Origin of the sequence: Nocardiopsis listeri (assembly GCF_020741345.1) — a bacterium.
Classification (GTDB): domain Bacteria; phylum Actinomycetota; class Actinomycetes; order Streptosporangiales; family Streptosporangiaceae; genus Nocardiopsis; species Nocardiopsis listeri_A.
Map to the genome: position 1 here is coordinate 15,293 of NZ_DYZD01000008.1, position 15,993 is coordinate 31,285.

General features: G+C 67.8%; 16 protein-coding genes. 3 read left to right on the plus strand and 13 right to left on the minus strand.

The window, feature by feature from the left end; all coding sequences use genetic code 11:
- The first annotated feature begins 561 nt into the window (after nucleotides 1-561).
- Together K8V84_RS25790 and K8V84_RS00320 are read left to right on the plus strand one after the other, a co-directional pair.
- Nucleotides 562-1,110 carry an Lsr2 family protein gene (locus K8V84_RS25790; protein ID WP_369696592.1) on the plus strand — a complete coding sequence of 183 codons (549 nt, stop codon included), beginning with the start codon at nucleotides 562-564 and terminating at the stop codon, nucleotides 1,108-1,110.
- 184 nt (nucleotides 1,111-1,294) lie between these two features.
- On the plus strand, nucleotides 1,295-1,633 hold the full coding sequence (locus tag K8V84_RS00320; protein ID WP_304069119.1) for a hypothetical protein: 339 nt from the start codon (nucleotides 1,295-1,297) through the stop codon (nucleotides 1,631-1,633).
- A 619-nt stretch (nucleotides 1,634-2,252) separates the two neighbouring features.
- Here the strand turns inward: K8V84_RS00320 and K8V84_RS00325 are convergent.
- The 13 genes from K8V84_RS00325 to K8V84_RS00385 form a co-directional block, all read right to left on the minus strand.
- Nucleotides 2,253-2,384: a hypothetical protein gene (locus tag K8V84_RS00325; protein WP_304069120.1), complete on the minus strand. Its 132-nt coding sequence runs from the start codon at nucleotides 2,382-2,384 to the stop codon at nucleotides 2,253-2,255.
- Between the two features lie 91 nt (nucleotides 2,385-2,475).
- Nucleotides 2,476-3,495, minus strand: a complete 1,020-nt coding sequence (locus tag K8V84_RS00330) for a LuxR C-terminal-related transcriptional regulator (protein WP_304069121.1) — start codon at nucleotides 3,493-3,495, stop codon at nucleotides 2,476-2,478.
- Nucleotides 3,496-3,949: 454 nt separating this feature from the next.
- Nucleotides 3,950-4,738, minus strand: a complete 789-nt coding sequence (locus K8V84_RS00335; protein ID WP_304069122.1) for a sulfotransferase — start codon at nucleotides 4,736-4,738, stop codon at nucleotides 3,950-3,952.
- A gap of 2 nt (nucleotides 4,739-4,740) precedes the next feature.
- On the minus strand, nucleotides 4,741-5,613 hold the full coding sequence (locus K8V84_RS00340) for a sugar phosphate isomerase/epimerase family protein (RefSeq protein WP_304069123.1): 873 nt from the start codon (nucleotides 5,611-5,613) through the stop codon (nucleotides 4,741-4,743).
- Nucleotides 5,610-6,281 (minus strand): hypothetical protein, encoded by a 672-nt coding sequence (locus K8V84_RS00345; RefSeq protein ID WP_304069124.1) that lies wholly within the window; start codon nucleotides 6,279-6,281, stop codon nucleotides 5,610-5,612. Before K8V84_RS00345 ends, K8V84_RS00340 begins: the two co-directional genes overlap by 4 nt.
- 92 nt (nucleotides 6,282-6,373) lie before the next feature.
- Nucleotides 6,374-7,369 carry a Gfo/Idh/MocA family oxidoreductase gene (locus K8V84_RS00350; protein WP_304069125.1) on the minus strand — a complete coding sequence of 332 codons (996 nt, stop codon included), beginning with the start codon at nucleotides 7,367-7,369 and terminating at the stop codon, nucleotides 6,374-6,376.
- Nucleotides 7,335-8,228, minus strand: a complete 894-nt coding sequence (locus tag K8V84_RS00355) for a glycosyltransferase family 2 protein (RefSeq protein WP_304069126.1) — start codon at nucleotides 8,226-8,228, stop codon at nucleotides 7,335-7,337. The genes K8V84_RS00350 and K8V84_RS00355 overlap by 35 nt, the downstream gene beginning before the upstream one ends.
- Nucleotides 8,229-8,230: 2 nt before the next feature.
- Nucleotides 8,231-8,965 carry a polysaccharide deacetylase family protein gene (locus K8V84_RS00360; RefSeq protein ID WP_304069127.1) on the minus strand — a complete coding sequence of 245 codons (735 nt, stop codon included), beginning with the start codon at nucleotides 8,963-8,965 and terminating at the stop codon, nucleotides 8,231-8,233.
- Nucleotides 8,962-10,476 carry an Ldh family oxidoreductase gene (locus tag K8V84_RS00365; protein ID WP_304069128.1) on the minus strand — a complete coding sequence of 505 codons (1,515 nt, stop codon included), beginning with the start codon at nucleotides 10,474-10,476 and terminating at the stop codon, nucleotides 8,962-8,964. Before K8V84_RS00365 ends, K8V84_RS00360 begins: the two co-directional genes overlap by 4 nt.
- Nucleotides 10,477-10,509: 33 nt before the next feature.
- Complete coding sequence (locus tag K8V84_RS00370) at nucleotides 10,510-10,923, minus strand: glyoxalase (RefSeq protein ID WP_304069129.1); 414 nt, start codon at nucleotides 10,921-10,923, stop codon at nucleotides 10,510-10,512.
- A gap of 7 nt (nucleotides 10,924-10,930) precedes the next feature.
- Complete coding sequence (locus K8V84_RS00375) at nucleotides 10,931-12,118, minus strand: MFS transporter (protein WP_304069130.1); 1,188 nt, start codon at nucleotides 12,116-12,118, stop codon at nucleotides 10,931-10,933.
- Nucleotides 12,119-12,172: 54 nt separating this feature from the next.
- A complete protein-coding gene (locus K8V84_RS00380) occupies nucleotides 12,173-12,757 on the minus strand; it encodes a peptide deformylase (protein ID WP_304069131.1) in 585 nt (194 codons plus the stop codon).
- A gap of 37 nt (nucleotides 12,758-12,794) precedes the next feature.
- Nucleotides 12,795-14,129 (minus strand): hypothetical protein, encoded by a 1,335-nt coding sequence (locus tag K8V84_RS00385; protein WP_304069132.1) that lies wholly within the window; start codon nucleotides 14,127-14,129, stop codon nucleotides 12,795-12,797.
- Nucleotides 14,130-15,056: 927 nt separating this feature from the next.
- Here K8V84_RS00385 and K8V84_RS00390 point away from each other — a divergent pair.
- Nucleotides 15,057-15,809, plus strand: coding sequence for a MerR family transcriptional regulator (locus K8V84_RS00390; RefSeq protein WP_304069133.1), 753 nt, complete (start codon nucleotides 15,057-15,059; stop codon nucleotides 15,807-15,809).
- The last annotated feature ends 184 nt before the right edge of the window (nucleotides 15,810-15,993 follow it).

The window sequence follows — 15,993 nt, forward strand, 5'->3', positions numbered from 1 at the left end:
GAAAATAGCCTTAGAGGCCCTGCATGTCCTTGTTTCCCTGGAAAAACAGCCGGTCCTCCTGGAGGTTCCACGGACATGGTCCTTTCCACTCGGTGACGGAGACCCCCGCCTTGCACACAAGAAACCATCGGTGAGCTCCAGTCATCCCCGAGGACCCGTCCTCCTTACCTCTCACCCACTCTCTGATCCGCCACTCGTCACCCAAAACGCATGACGAACACCTCCGAATGATCGAAGACCAGGGATGCCCCCAACGAGCCATCCACACATCTCCCAGGGGCCTGCCCCAAGAGCAGGGATCCTGTGACAAGGAAGAAAGTAGGCGCCTGGACACCACGAGCTCCGAGCACCCCAGCGCACCCACCCGGGAACAAGCCGTCCGAGGGGTGATGAAGCGGCACCCACGGGGCAATCCCTTGGATTTCGAAGACGGCGACCTCCGGCAGGAAGCCCGGCACACCCGAGAGACCCCGTCCCCGGGAACCTCTTTTGTTTTTCCCTAATACGGGTGCCCCCAAGAAAGTAGTAGTATGACCGGAACCAACCACGGGGAGGAACCACATGGCACGCAAGGAAGTCATCACACTTGTGGACGATCTAGACGGATCTGAGGCTCAGGGCACAGTTCGGTTCGCTCTGGACAACAACGTCTATGAGATCGATCTGTCAGAGGCCAACGAGACGAAGCTTCGCGAAGCTCTCACCCCCTTCCTGGAGGCAGGCAGGAAGCAAAGGGACACCCCAGCCAGATCCAGGGCCTCTACGGCTGCCCGGTCCATCCAGTCCCGAGAGGAGATACAGCGCATCAGGACTTGGGCCAAGGAGAACGGCTACCCGATCAACGAACGGGGCAGGATTCCCCACAGCATCCTGGAGGCGTACCGTTCGGGCAGGAGTGCTCCCACGGCTGGAGTCCAGGGCAAGGCCCTGAAACTCCTGTCCACGGGCTCCATGTCCTCTGAGGGTCCTGCCAAGGCCACGATGCTCACCGACTCGGAGTTCACCAAGTGGGCTCAGCGTCTTCTGGAGGAGGAATCCGAGCTTCCTCAGGGCGACATCAGCTCTGTGGACTTCACCCGGCTCCGGGCTGACTTGAGGACCAAGGCATAGATGGCCCTGTGAGACGCTGAGGACCACGCAGCACGAAGAGAAGGCCCTTCCTGGACCACGTTTGTGTCCATGGATGGGCCTTTCCGTATTTTCGGGGGCGCTCCAGGGGCTTCCCCAGAGCTCTCCACCACTCTCGCTGTCAAAGGTGCGCACCGGCCTCTCGCCACTCGCAGACACGGCCCCCATGAAGCAGACGAAAGAAACCGAGCATTGGAACCTGGAATATGACACCCTACATTTTCATGCCGCTTTTGAAAATCTCCCCACAATCCTCCTCCTGCAAGAAGGACGGGATTCGGATTTCGAGAACCCCGAGGAATCCTCTCACGAGAAGCACTTGTCGAATGGTTTCAGGATCGCAGGCGCAGACGATGCCCTCAAGAAAATCGGCATGAAGCCGGAGCCAAGACCAAGAGGGGTTAAGGAAGTCAAACGAAAGGCCGACCAAGAGCCGCAACGCACTACGGCATCGGGACCACGAAGCCTCAGCCGCCACCATCGAAACCACCCCACAATTCCTTGAGTTCCTGGCGATCCTTGTCCACTAGAAATTCCGGGATGAACTGGAGTATCATGAACAAGATCCGACCAGCAAAGAAATAGAGCGAATCAGGCAAGGCACCGAGAAAACCAGGGATTCATTGAAGCCCGAAAGAAACGCGTTGAACCTGAGCGTGATACCGCCAAAGATATGGAAAACCGACTCTCGACCACCCGGTCCGCCTTGAGGCCTTTTTAAGCCTTCCGGAACCGAGCACAAGCGTCTTCTCCACCCAAGGCCCTGACATTTTTACTTCAACGGTGGACTCATCTTCTCAGATTCAGATAAATCTGAACCATGCATGGGGTCGGGCCGAGCTCCCCCGAGCTCGGTGGGTGGGGTTGCGCATGTTCGAACCCATCGGAGGAACCATCCGGTCGACGTCCGTCCCCCGCGGGTCCGGGCGGTGGCTCGTTCCTGGCCGAGGACGGACGGCTCACAGCCGACACGCGTCCGAGGACCCCGGTCGGGGTGGACCGTGGTGTCGTGATCGCAGCCACCACCGGATGCCCCTACGCTCATCCGGTTCCTGGGGTGGTTCGACTCAGATATCGAGGTGCTCCGCGCGCCCAGGACTTGGTGGACACACGGCGTTCCGGTCTCAGGCCGCGGCGAAGCGCAGCTCGGTGATCGTGAACAGGTCGATCCCGTGGCGGGCGTGGACCCGGGTGTTCCGAAAACGCGACCGCCCCCGCACGCGAACACCGACGTCCCACAGGTTCAAAGTGAGCACGGACCGCTCCGGGCCCCCGGCCAGGACGTGGAACGGCCCGCCGACGTCGTTCGCCTGATCGGTGAGAGAGCAGCCCTGCCGCACCCGGGGGTCAGACCAGCGCCGGCGACAGGCTCCCGGTCCCTTCCAGCCACCCCAGCTGCCGTGCCCGGCTACCCATCTGGAAACGGCTGCGAACACCCAGGTCCTCGTACAGCTCGGAGATGTGGCGGCCGAGTGTTCGGACGGAGACACTGAGCCGCTGCGCGATCTCCCGGTCGGACAGACCGGCCTCCAACATCCGCAGGATGTCCGCCCGGATGCGCTGTTTGGTGTCCTCATAACGGCTCTCCTGCACCGTGGAGTAGGGAGCCCCGGTGTCCCAGAGAGCCTCCCAGAAGCAGTGCAGGACCCCGATGAGCTCGCGTTGGCGGAGCACCAACGCACCACCGCCCTCTTCGGGGGCACCAGTCGACACAAGCGCGGTCTCCCCGTCGAAGACGATGACCTGGTTGGGAATGCCCGTGTTGGTTCTGACCTCCATACCCGACCCCGTCATCTCGTCCAGGTACTTGTGCATGTACCGGTGGCCCAGACAGGCGTGGGGGTACAGCGAGCGGACCGAGACACCGCGCCGCAGGGCTTGCTCCGTGCGCAGGCTCCCCTCGACCGCGATCCTCTCGGGCGGGACGGCGGGGTGCATGACCGTGATCTCCTTCTCCGCCTCCTCGGTCAGCCGGGTCACCTCGGAGCGGACCGCGTGGAGGTCGCCGATGATCTCCATCCCGGCCGTCCCGGACACAGGCACGTCCGAAAGCCGGGCCGCGTGGGAGAGTTTGGAGCGTATCTCGGAGAGTCGGAGACGACAGTGTTGAACCTCGGCCTCAATCGGCCCCACCACGTGCGCCATGGCGACCGCGGGGCTGTGCGGACGGAGAGTGGCGCCGTCGAGGAAGAGGAAGTTCCGATCCCGGAGCGCCTCGACAACGGATACCGCGGTGTCGAGATCGAAATCGAATTCCCGGGCTAATGATGGGGCGTCCACTTGCCCGTTCTGGATCGCCCATTGGTAGACGGAGAGATGGGACTCCTCCAGGAAGAAATCAGCATCCTCGATGACTCTTTCACTCATGGCGGACCATAATAGGTCTGGAGGATGGCCCGGTCAAGACAGAAATCGGGCACCCGGTTTCAATCGAAATCAACACCCAAAGAAACTCCTCGCGCATCTACCCGAAAAGTGAAGAAGGTGGAACCCCTATAGGGGTCCCACCTCTTACTCATGACCGATCGTTAGATGATACCGGCCTCGGCGAGCTCCATCTCCATTGTCACACCTCCTTCTCGACATCTGTTCATGAAAAGGTAACACCATTCGGCGTTTCCCTCTCTCGGCGAGTCAAATATGACAAGCCCAGGATCCGGGGTCAATGCATCCTCCGTGGCTATTCTCAGACGTCATACTCAAGACATCCGGCACGGTTCCCCGCTGAGGGGCCGGGCCTGATGGGGCGGCGCGAAGGCGTCGGCGCGGGCCCGCCCGGTTCCGGGCACAGCGCGGTGGTCGGTATCAGGGGCCCACCAGATCACACGTCCGAACTGACCAGCGTCCTTTCCTGAAGCCGACCCCACAGGCCATCGACCGAAGGAGGAAGCTTGCCGGTCGTAGAGCGCGGCGACCGGTGCAGGAGGTCCGCGTGGGGGGTCAGGTCCAGGCCCAGGAAGGCGCCGAGCCCCGTGAGTCCGCCGTCGCAGACCCGCGCGTAGTCGGCCACGTACAACCTGGAGGTGTCCTGGAAGAGCGGGTCCTCCATCAGCGGCTCGTGCCAGGCCCTCCACTTGTCCAGGGCGTCCTCGCGGGTCCGGGGCCGCCAGGGGCGGTCTCCACGCCAGGCCAGTACCGAGTCCGCGACCTCGGAGGGGTCACGGACAAGGAGGACGATGAGTGGGTCGTCGAACATGCGCCGGGGCACGGACAGGTCCAGGAGGTACTCGTTGTACTTGTCCCCGACGCGCTGTACCGGCCCGTAGCTCTCCCGAACGATCCACCGACAGAGTTCGTCGGGATCCTTCCACGCACCCGACGCGACCTCGGACGACGCCCTGGCCAGGACCTTGCCTACCTGCTCGGTCCATGCCCGGGCCCCGTCACCGTAAGGGGGTTTCCGGTGGAGGGCGCACAGGATCTCCTCCGTGCGCAGGTGTCGGCCTGCCAGGTCCCGTGCCCGACACCAGCGGTCCAGCAGGTAGGGAAGGCGTCCGTTGATCGTGAAGCTTCCACCGCTCCGGGCGAAGGCCCGTTCGAGGACGGAGGCCAGCCCCGTGGTCCCGGAACGCTGGGCCCCGACGAGGAGGACCGGGCGTTTTTCCCGCACCGTCACCTCCCCGCACCGTCCGTGGTCGTCGCCGTGGCGCGGTGGTACCACTCCGAGAGGAGCTCCATGCACACCGCACTGGCCTCGACACCACCGGTGGAAAAGCCCTCGCCCCAAGGCTCGTCACGTTCTCCGGCGGTCAGGATGCGGTCGGTCCGCCAGTGGGTCTCCAGGCTGACGTAGCCCTCGAAGCCGTCCTCGGCCAGCCGACCCAGGATCTCGGCCCAGGCGAGGTCGCCCTCCCCCAGCCTCACATAGGAGTCCTGGCCGGCGGGGTCCTTGACGTGGACGTGCCGGATCAGGCCGCGCACCGCTTCGTACTCTCCGGGGAAGGGGGAGGGTCCCCACCCGCTGAACACACTGTTGCCCGGGTCCCACAACACCCCGATGTCGGGGCGGTCCAGTACCTCTAGAAACTCCAGCAGGTGCCGGACGGAGGGGGTGTTGGTCCTGGTGCCGGTCTCCACCACCAGGAGTACCCGTGGAAAAACCCCGTCCAGGAGCCTGCGGGCCGCGTGGCCGGCGGCGACAGGGTCCGGGTCGCCCTCCCGGTAGAAGGCGAAGATCCGCATGGTGGGCGCCCCGATCAGTTCCGCGCGCCGCAGGCACTCGTGCAACAGCCGGGAAGCCTCCTCGAACTCCCGGTCGGTGACGGGCAGGGCGTGTTTGAAGACGGGGGAGGCGAAACCGGCGACCTCACGGCCTTGCCCACGCAGCACCCGCGCCACCTCGCGCAGCCGTCCGTCGCTCATCAGGTGAGGTGCGCGGCCCCACGCCGAACGTATCTCCACCCCCGGGAACCCGTGCCGGACGGCGAGGTCCGCCACCACCGCCGGGTCCTGGGAGATCTCGTCGCCGATGACGGCCAGTCTCATACCGTGTCCCCTTCCCGTTGCCCCTGCACCGGCACCTCCGTGCTCTGGGCGATACGCGCGCCGACCGTCGACCGCAGGAACCGTTTCAGGGTCCGCGCGTCGTCCTCCAGTGCCCCGGCCCGGGACTCCACGGTCACCCAAGGGGCGGTACAACCTGCGGCGTACAGCTCGTACAAGGGTTCTAGGTCGTGTTCGTCCAGGGGGCGGTGCCGGTGGGTGGTCCCGTCGAACCCCTTGACCTGGATCGCCCGTGTGAAGGAGGCGAGACGCCGATCCGGGGCGCGCCGCCCCCCGGGCGATCGGAACAACCCCAGCGTGTCCACGACCAGTCCGAGTCCCAGCTCCTCGCACAGGTCCAGGAGACGGGGGATCGGTGGTCCCCCGGCATGGGTCTCGACCCACACCTCCGGGGCCGTGGAACGGAGCCGTGCGAGGTCGGCCTCGACCTCCGGGCCGTCCGGGTCCTCCACACAGAAGACCTTGACCGGCAGGTTCCGTTCGCCGATCTCCCGGGGAACGTCGTCCTTGGGGGTGCCGTCACCCAGGTGGGCGCCCAGGCCGACGAAAGCCGTGTGCAGCCCGCTCTCGGCAACGGTGTCCAATCCCAGGCCGATCCCGTCGCCCTCCCAGCGGTGCCCCTTCCCCACCCGGACGTCGACGCAGGTCAAATGAGACTTCCTGGTGTGGGCGACGAGTTCCGGGGCGCGGGCCCGTGGCAAGGAACCGGTACTGACCCCGATGTGGACGGAGCACGGAGGGCTCATGGTGTTCCCCCGGTCTCGATGACGTCGCGAAGCATCTCCAACAGGGCGGTGGTGTCCCTGGCCCGCCGCATCGACGACAGGCCCAGTGGGCGCCCGTTCAGTACCGCGCCGGCGAACTCGCGGTAGACCAGGGAACGCAGCTCGTGTACGGGTCGCCGTTCGGACCGCACATCACTCCCCCCGATCCTTCCTCGGACCGACCCGTCGCACACCTCCAGCCAGTCCTGTCGCCCCAGGAGGGTGAGGCGCTCCATCCGGTGCTCGGCGTCGCTGGTGATGAGTGCGCGCAAGCGGTGACCGTCCTCGAACTCCACTCTCGCGGACAGGGTGGTCTCCACTCCCGGTGCCGCGTACCGGGCCTCCTCCACTCTCACCGAACGGGGGGTCCCCAGAAGGAGGCAGGCCAGATCGAGGTAGTGGATGCCGAGGTGGGTGACCACCCCGCCCCAGGAGGTGGCGGGGTCCGCTCGCCAACCGTTCCGGTAGTGCTCGGGAGGGCGGGGCCGGGAAATGATCAGTTCCGCCCGGGCGGGTCCGAAGTCGTTCTCGAACACGGCCTCGGGCAAGGCGTGCCGGTGCTGGAGCATCACCGCGACCGTGAGCGAGGAGGCCTCGGCGTGCCCGACCAGGGTGTCGAACTCCTCTAGGGTCCGTGCCACGGGTTTCTCCACCACCAGGTGTCGGCCCGCGTCCAGGATCTGGTGGGCGAGGGAGCCGCGTTCACCCGGGGGCACGCACAACGCCACGGCGTTGACGGAGGGGTCGTCGAGGAGCCCGCGCAACGACCGGAGTTCGGGCCCGTCCTGCGGGGTGCCGCCCGGCGCGGCAGACGCCCTCATGTCCGTTCCGGCCAGGAGGGTGGCGCCGTCGGACCCGTCGAGGACCTCGGCGTGCTGACGCCCGCTCGAACCGAGCAGCCCTATCACCCCGATCTTCAGGGTCGTCGGAGCGTTGGAGTCACGAGTGTTGGAGGGGGGTGGTCGCAAGTCCATGGGCGTCTCCTGTCCTGTGCTGCGTGCGGTGGTCCGTTCCGTTCGTGACGGGACTCGTACCGGGTCCGGACCGGGCGAAGGCGGCACCGAGTGCGTGCACGGTGCCCAGGGCCGTGTTGGCCATGCGCACCAGGGGGTCCGCCCCCACACAGCTGGACCTGATGCGGCCCAGGATCCGACGGCGGTCCCCGGACCGTCCCGCCGTCCGGCCCGCGCCCCAGGCCGCGGTGATCGCGGGGCCCCAGCCCTTGCCGTTCCGGTGGGCGATGACGAGGGAAGGCTCGAAACGGACCTCGTGCGCCCGTTCGCGGAGCTTGTCCACCAGGGCGTTGTCACTTCCGCTGCCGGTCGAGCCGAAACCCCCGGCACCGGTGAAGTCATCGGTCTTTACCGCGCTGTTGCCTCCGGCGAAGAAGTCGACCGGATCGCCCGGGCTCAGGTTCGCGTACCGAAGGTCGTACCTCGCCTGGCGGGCACGGGAGAGCAGTCCGAGGTCGAAGGGGAGCACCCGGCCGGTGATGGCGACGGCGCCGTCGCGCATGTTCTCGGCGATGACCGTCAACCAGTCACCGCGCGGTACGGCGTCGTCGTCGAGGAAGGCCAGCACCTCCCCCCGGGCCTGCGCGGCGGCGATGTCCCTGCTGCGGGAGGCGCCCACCGCGATCTCGTTGCGGAGCACCCGCACGGGCGCCCCGACGGTGACGGGCAAAGCGTCAGGGTAGGGGGAGGATGAGCCGTCGTCCACGACGACGGCCTCGACGAGCCGGCCCACGCACGGGTCCAGTTCGTGGGCGGACTCCGCCAGGCCGGAGAGGCAGCGGGCCAGGTCCTCCTCGCGGTCCTTGCTCGCAACGATCACTGTTATCCGTACCATTGGCGTTTCCAATCCTCGGCGAGGGAGACCCAGGTCTCCGGCAGGTCGGTGGGGAGGTAGGTCCGCCGGATCTCGTGCGGGGCGCTGTCCCAGGGGCGTGCGGGGGATTTGACGGTTCCGAAGCCGAGGACGGAGTCGGGCAGCACGGAGCTGTGGGCGACCTCCCCGTAGGGATAGGCGAAGGAGCGGGGGTACCGGCCGAGCACCGCCGTGATCCGATCGAAGGAACCGGCCACCTCCCGCTCGGCCTGGGCGCGGGTGAGCTCGGTCAGGTGGGGATGCGTGCGCGTGTGGGCGCCCAGGGTGTGCCCCAGACCGACCATGCGGGCCGTCTCCGCCCAGTCGAGGTAGGTCCGGCGCGGGGCCAGGCGGGCACGTACCCCATCGGTGAGCGAGGAGGCCTCGTCGATCCTGTCGGTGACGCAGAACAGCGCGGCGCCGACCCCGAACTCCGCGAGCAGGGGCGCGGCCCGGGTCAGGTTGTCCCGGTACCCGTCGTCGAACGTGAACAGCACGGTCGGGGCGTCGGGCGGTGCGATCCTCGGTCCCACCAGGGCCGGGTCCAGTGCGGGACCGAAGTGGGTCAGCACCGTCTCCAGGGCACGTCGGAACGCGTCCTCGGTCAGTGCCGTGTAGTGGTCGACCCGGGGGTGCACATGGTGGAAGTACAGGACCAGCGGCCACCCCGGAGCACCCCCGACCCGCGGGGATCGCGTACTCACGCCCCGGCCACCGCCGTTTCGGGGGGCGTGTGCCAACCCAGCTCCCCCAGCACCTGGTCGGGGACCAGGATCCCCTCCTCGCGGACGGCGGCCTCGTGGGCCCGCTCCATCTGGTCGGGGAACCAGTGGCCGTCCGGCACCGCCCCGTCGTGGCCCCGCAGGACGGCTTCCTCGAGCGAGGCCACAGCCGCACCGGTGTCCGCTCCGAAGGTGTCGGCGGACAAACCCAGGAAGAGCTGGGAGCATCCCATGACGCGGCCCGGTTCCTTGCGTTGTTTGGCGACGTTGGGGCTGACCGTGTTCCCGGCCAGGGCTCCGGCGAGGATCTCCACGATGAGGGTGGTGCACAGGCCCTTGTGGCCGCCGAAGACCGGGATGGACCCGCCCTGGTCCAGCAGGGAGGGGTCGGTGGCCGGTTTCCCGTCCGGTCCGGTCAGCCAGTCCGGTGGGACGTCCGCGCCCCGATTTCCGGCGTCGCGGATCTTCCCGGCCGCCACCACGCCGGTGGCGTAGTCGATGCAGAACGGTTCGTCGTACGCTCCCTTGGAGACCGGAGTGACCAGGCAGACGGCGTTGCTGCCAAGGGTCGGCCGAGCGGCGCCGGGCGGTGCCACGGACGGGCCGGAGATGTTGAGGATCAGCCCGACCACCCCGTGCCGTTGGAAGGGTCCGCGGTAGGCGGCAAGCATGCCCACGTGGTTGTTGGAGTGGACGTTGGCCACCGCCACCCCGTGGGCGGCGGCGGTGCGGGCGCACCACTCCGCGGCCTCGAAGGCCGCAGGCTGTCCGAAACCTCCACCGGCGTCGAAGGAGGCTCGGGTGGGACCGTGGTCGGTCCGCTCCGGGCCGGCTCCGGGACGAATACCCCCCTCACGCATCCTGCGCAGGTAGGTGGGCAACAGGGCGACCCCGTGGGAGCGGTGACCGCGCACCTCGGCGTCGACCAGCACCCGTGCGACCTCGTCCGCTATGCCCGGTGCGACCAGGTGCCCGGTCAGGGTCGCGTACACGGCCTCGTGCAGGCGTTCGGGGCTGAAACGTCCGGAACCGACGTCGGCGTTGGGGGCGGCAACGGCGGGTTGCGCGCCGAAAGCGCCGGGATCGTCGGCCAGGCTCCCGCCAGGAACGAACCGACCGCCCCGCAGCTCCCACCTGGGAGCCCCTGTCGGCACACCCGGGGCCTCCGTCCCCTCGGTGACCACCACCACGGTGTCACCGGGGCGCCTGGCCTGTGTGCCCGGCCGCGCCTCGGCGTCGATCACGATCGTGCTGGGCGGCGTCCCCTCGGGGAGCCGCACCGGCCCGATGACCGGACGCACCACGTCCACCTCCCCGTAGCTGGGCGCGCGGCGCGTCAGCAGCAGGTCGACCACCGCCCGGCGCGCGTCGGCGCCGAAGGTCCTGATCACAGAGGTCACGCCCTCGTCCACCTGTAGGTCGGCGCCGCGGAGTACAACGCCGCGAGCCCCGTCCCCGTCCGAGGTGTGCACCACGTCCCGCAGTCGGATCATCATCGCCTCCTCTGTTCCGGTAGCGGTGACGCCTCAACCGCGGGACATGAACTCAAGACGGTTCCCCACGTTGTCGAAGACGTAGAAACGCCGGTATCCGGGAAATTTGTCGTCCCAGGTCACGGCGTGGCCCCTCTCGTCCAGTCGCCGGCCGAGGGCGTCGAGCTCGCGGACCAGGATTCCCGGGTGAGCCTTGCGGGCGGGCCGGAAGTCCTGCTCCACTCCCAGGTGGATCTCCAGGGAATCCGCGCGTACCCACAACCCGCCGCGGGCGGCCAGGACCGGGGGCTTCTCCACCTCCGTGAACCCGAGGTCACCCAGGTAGAAGGTCCGGCAGTCGTTCTCGCTGCCCGGCGGGATGGCCAATTGCACGTGGTGCAGACCGAAGCCGATACCGGTACGGGGCTCGGCCGTCTCATACGGCTCGGGAGAAGGGAAGGATCCCATGTCTTCGTCATCCTTTCGCTTGGTTCGGATCGGGGTTCTGGGAGGTCTTCCTCCTGGCCGTGCGCAGTGCCAAGCCCCGATAGGCGAACGCCGCCGCCAGGGTGGTGGCCGCCAGCACGACCCACGCCCAGAACCCGAGCGGGATGATCAGGAAGGTGTAGGCGAGGGGGCCGAGCAACTGCTGGCCCGTGGTGCCCAGGGAGAAGGCGGCCAGGTAGGAGGACCTGGCGTCCTCCGGGGCGAGGTCGTAGGAGACCACCCAGGCCGACGTGGTCTGGCCGATCTCCCCGATACTCAGCAGCACGACCCCGGCGCACAACAGGACGACGGTCCACCAGGAGGAGGTCCAGGCCGCGCCTCCGAACAACAGGTAGGAGCAGGACAGAGCCACCGCCGCCCACACCACCGCGGAGGCGGCCCGGGGCACTCCCTCGATCCCGCGGCCGAGCCGGACCTGGAGGCCTACGACCAGTACCGTGTTCAGCCCGAGGAAGAGCGCCGTGATCTCGGGCTCCACACCCTGGGACAGCGCCCACAGGGGCAGGGCCACGACCAGGCCCGTCATGTGGAAGGCGAGCAGACCGTTGAGGGCGGTGAGGGTCAGGTACCCCGGGTCCCGGAACGCCGGAGGGGCCTTGCGTTGCCGGCCCCCGGTGGCGGAGACATCATGCGACCTTCTGATCCACCACAGCCCGGCACAGTTGACCAGGTAGGTGAAAGCGCAGGTGCCGATCAACAGAACGGCCCCGCCCTCCCCGAGAAAGGCCAGGGCCAGGGCGGTCATCCCGCTCCCGACGGCCATGCCCGCGTTGCGGGCGGCCCGCACACGGGCCATCACCAACACACGTTCCTCACGGCCGAGGACGGCCGCCACCACCGCCTGGTTGATCGGTGGGATGGCACGTCCACCCACCGCGGTCATCGTGGCCACCACCGCCAGCCCCAAGATGCCGTCGACACCCATGAGGATCACGAACGCGCACGCCTGCCAGGCGTTCAGCGCGATGAGGGCGGTAAGGGGACCGACCCGGTCCGCCAGGCTCGACACCGGGACGACGCAGACCAGGCTCACCCCGACGGACACGGACATGACCAGGCCGACCTGGGCCATGGGCAGGCCCAGACCCACGGTGTAGTGGATCATCGAAACGGCCATGAACATGCCCATGCCACACGAATTGACCAGGGCGGACACCAGGAACACCGCCCCGGGGGACGGTCTCAGTGACCCGCGGGTGGTAGGGATCAATCAAAACACCAGCTCACGGGCCGCGACCCCCGCGTCACCGCGGTAGAAGCGGTCAACGGAACCAAAGGTGCACAGGCTGCGGCCGGGTGCCCTGTCCACGATGAGCACACCGTCGAGGTGGTCGACCTCGTGTTGGACGACACGGGCCGCGCGCCCGCGCAGGAACCAGTCCACCCGTGAACCCTCCGGTGTGGTCGCCCGGTAACGGACGTACCGGCTGCGTTCGACGACCCCGGATATACGCGGCACGCTGAGGCAACCCTCGAAGTCCGCCGCGTACTCGGGCACACCGTGTTCCTCCGCGGCCACGGCCTCCCACGAGGGGTCGAGGTGGATCACGGCGTCCCGGTGCCCCACCCGGTCGGCGATCTGGCACATGTGGGCGGCGTTGAGGACGACCATCCGGATCGATGCGCCGATCTGCGGAGCGGCCACCCCCAGGGCGTCGCGGTCGAGGAGGACGGCGGTGAGGCGGTCCGCCAGGTCCTCCAGCTCGTCCCGCACCACGTGTGCGGTGGGCTCACAGACCGTTCTGAGCACGGGCGCGCCCAGCGACACCAGGGAAACCGAGGACGCGGTCTCCACGGGCGCAGCCCCGCCGAAGGACGGCACAAACCGGGGTTCAGGCTCCGGAGAGGGCACCGTCATGGTCCTCACCCACCCTCCGTGCGAGCCAGGCCTGGGTGGCGAAGAGTTCGAACCGGGGAGACTTGCCCGCGGCCGTCATCATCTCGGCCAGCGGGACCACTCGCACCCCCACCCGCCGCTGACCGGCGACGCGGGCGATCCGTTCGGACATCTCCTCCTTCTGCTGGAGGGGGAGCTCCGTCTCCGGGGTGCAGAGGACGTCCAGCTCTCCGGCCCGGGCCTGCAGGACCCGCCACCGGGAGAGCGGCAGCGAATCCAGGTACAGCTCGACCTGTTTGACGTTGACGAAACGGCCGTCGTCGGTGGCGATGAACGATCGCTGTCTGCCGGCCAGCCCCGATATCCGGGACAGGACCCGGCCGCAGGGGCACCGCTCCGACAGGAGGGTTCCTCGGTCCTCGGGGCGGTAGCGCGCCATGACCGAGGCCCGGTTGACCAGGTTGGTGATGAGCAGCGCTCCGTCGTGGTCTGTCTCCACCACGACCTTTTCGTCGTTGACGTGGTAGGTGCCCGCGGCCTCCGGGCACTCCCAGGCGATCATCCCGAACTCCTGGAGCCCGTACAGGTCCATCGGACGTTCCTGGAAGATCTCGGCGCAGACCCGGCGTGTCCCCTCGTCGAGGGAGTCACCGTGCGACAGCACCCGCGAAGGGGCGGGGAAAGCCGACAGGTGCTCGCGTAGTTTGCCCGCGAACAGCAACAGTTCCATGGGCTGGGCCCACAGGACCGGGGCCGCGTAGTCGCGCAGCAACCGCGAGACGTACTCCGCGTTCTCCCGGTCGATGCGGCCGGCGTTCAGGCGGATCATGCTCCCTCCCCCGGCCTTGCCGGGGAAGTCCACGAGGGGGTGTGAGGGGTTGCCGGAGATCCGCAGAATGCGGTCGGAGACGCCGATGCCATAGGCGTCGAACGTCCGCAGCCTGCTCGCGGCGGCGTGTACCAGGTGCTCTTCGGAGTGCTCGAACACCGCGGGCCGGCCGGTCGTTCCGGAGGTGCGCACGCGAATGACGTCGAGAGGATCGACCTCACCGGTGCGATAGTCCTCCATCCGCCGGACGAAGTCCGACTTGCGGGTCACCGTCGCGGTGCGCGGCCACTCGTCGTCGACCTCACGGTAGGCGGCCGTCGAGCGGGCCCGCTCGCGCAGCTCGGCCAGTCGCTCGGAGCGGTACGCCTGGAGGGCGCCCGCGTCGAACTCGGTGTGCCGGTAGACGGAGTCGTAGAGGTCCCAGGCCTGCCCCTCGGCTGCGGTGACCCGCATGTCCTGCGAATCCCACCAACGTTTACGCGGTGATCGCGATGCGCTCATGTGCGGCTCCAGGGGCTCGTTCTCTCGCTCCTCCAAGGGCGTGTCCGGCGACCGCCCCAGAAGACACCCGTGCTTTCGACCTGTGGCTTTTTCCGCTCACCGACACGACGGACCGGAGGGGCGAGTGGGTCCGCGCCGGTACGTGCGCCGTTCTCCGGGGAGGGGGAACAACGGTTCCGCCTTCCAAGGGCTGCCATCAGGAGCTCAACAGCGTGCCTGGGCAAGTCTCGTGAACGCCGATCCCGTGTTCAATGGTTCGCCGATGTCCACTCTTTGACGACATGGTTCGGTCAACCACCGGGGAAGGCGGGGTAGCGAGTTGGTGCGTGATAGCGGGTAAGGCTTCACAGCGGGTCGTGGCATGCTCTGGTCGTGACGATCAAGGTCAATCGTGCGCTCCTGGCCCATCCCTGGCTCACCTCGCTGGTGAAGGTGCTACTGGACGAGGGGTACCTCGGTCTGCGGCGCGACCACCCCCATCAGGCCCTCACCCCGCCGCGCAAGCCGAACAAGAGCGCTCTGCCCGAGTTCCACGAACGGTGGAAGTGCCACCGCCACGCGCATTCCTCAGGTCGGATCACCGTCGAGAACGCCTTGGCCGACCACAAAACCTGGAAGCAACCGATGCGCCGGGCCCACCGACGGGAGAACCTCCCGGCGACCCACCGCGCCATCACCGGGATTGGTCTGCGACCGGACCCCGAACATCTGACAAGCACCACGGACGGGACCACCATGTCCCACCCGCTATCACGCACCAACTCGTTATTCCGACAAGGCCGTGCACCGGGCCTTCCTCTCCTGCGGCCAGGAGGCGTTCCATGAATGCCACACCCACGCGGCTGCTATTGATCGCGCGTGCACCGGAAGGACGCTGCCCAATTTGACCTTCGAGTCATATCGAAGGTTTACGGTCGTGGTATGGATATGATGCGTATTTCCCAGCTCACCGAGCGTTCCGGCGTGCCGGCCACCACTTTGCGGTTCTACGAGAGCGCAGGGCTTTTACCCGCCGACCGCTCCCCCGCCGGCTACCGCCTCTACGGTGAGGATGCCGTGCAGCGTTTGGCGTTCATCGCAGCGGCCAAGCATCTGGGGCTGCCGTTGGGGGAGATCGGCGAACTGCTGAGAGTGTGGGAATCGGGAGCCTGCCGGGAAGTGAAGGCCGACCTGCGTCCCCGCATCGCTGCCCGAATCGCGGACGCCGAGAACCGAGCAGTCGAATTGTCGGCGTTCACCGCCGTACTGCACGGGGCTCTGGAACACCTTGATGTGCTTCCCGAGCGCGACCATCGCTGTGACGCGCAGTGCTCCCTCCTCTCCCCTGGTCGCACCACGTCCGGCGCGCGGCCACCTTCCTCAGGCGGTCTCGGGGCTGGGGCTGAGCGGTGGCGCACACAGGCGGTGGCCTGCTCCCTGGGCGAGAGCGTCCCCGAGCGGGCCGGGCAGTGGCGGCGGCTGCTGTCGGGAGCCCGCCGTGAGGAGATCGAGGACGGTGTGCGACTGCTCCTGCCCTCTGAACGGACCAGTGAGATCGCCGCCCTGGCCGCGACCGAGCAGCAGTGCTGCCCCTTCTTCGACTTCCGCCTCCACCTCGACGGACCCGTCCTCGGCTTGGAGGTTCGAGCCCCGGCCGAGGGCGCCGGCATGCTCGCCGAGCTGTTCACCACGGTTCCCTGATCGGCCCCGGTGGCCGAGCGTCCCCGACCCCGCAAGGGACATGTTCGCTGTCGCGGTCACCCGGCCTGGTCGAAGGGACGGAACGCCACCAGGTCGCCATCCACATAGGAGGCACCGGCGGCCAGGGCCTGGTGGGCTTGGCCGCCCCGGACGCGGCCCGGGGCCGGAACACGCCATCAACCCC

Excerpts from the sequence above, each read along its gene's own strand:
- K8V84_RS25790 (WP_369696592.1), top strand. The coding sequence starts at position 562 with ATGGCACGCAAGGAAGTCATCACACTTGTGGACGATCTAGACGGATCT.
- K8V84_RS00340 (WP_304069123.1), bottom strand. The coding sequence starts at position 5,613 with ATGAGACTGGCCGTCATCGGCGACGAGATCTCCCAGGACCCGGCGGTG.
- K8V84_RS00385 (WP_304069132.1), bottom strand. The coding sequence starts at position 14,129 with ATGAGCGCATCGCGATCACCGCGTAAACGTTGGTGGGATTCGCAGGAC.
- K8V84_RS00320 (WP_304069119.1), top strand. The coding sequence starts at position 1,295 with ATGAAGCAGACGAAAGAAACCGAGCATTGGAACCTGGAATATGACACC.
- K8V84_RS00370 (WP_304069129.1), bottom strand. The coding sequence starts at position 10,923 with ATGGGATCCTTCCCTTCTCCCGAGCCGTATGAGACGGCCGAGCCCCGT.
- K8V84_RS00365 (WP_304069128.1), bottom strand. The coding sequence starts at position 10,476 with ATGATCCGACTGCGGGACGTGGTGCACACCTCGGACGGGGACGGGGCT.
- K8V84_RS00350 (WP_304069125.1), bottom strand. The coding sequence starts at position 7,369 with ATGGACTTGCGACCACCCCCCTCCAACACTCGTGACTCCAACGCTCCG.
- K8V84_RS00330 (WP_304069121.1), bottom strand. The coding sequence starts at position 3,495 with ATGAGTGAAAGAGTCATCGAGGATGCTGATTTCTTCCTGGAGGAGTCC.
- K8V84_RS00390 (WP_304069133.1), top strand. The coding sequence starts at position 15,057 with ATGATGCGTATTTCCCAGCTCACCGAGCGTTCCGGCGTGCCGGCCACC.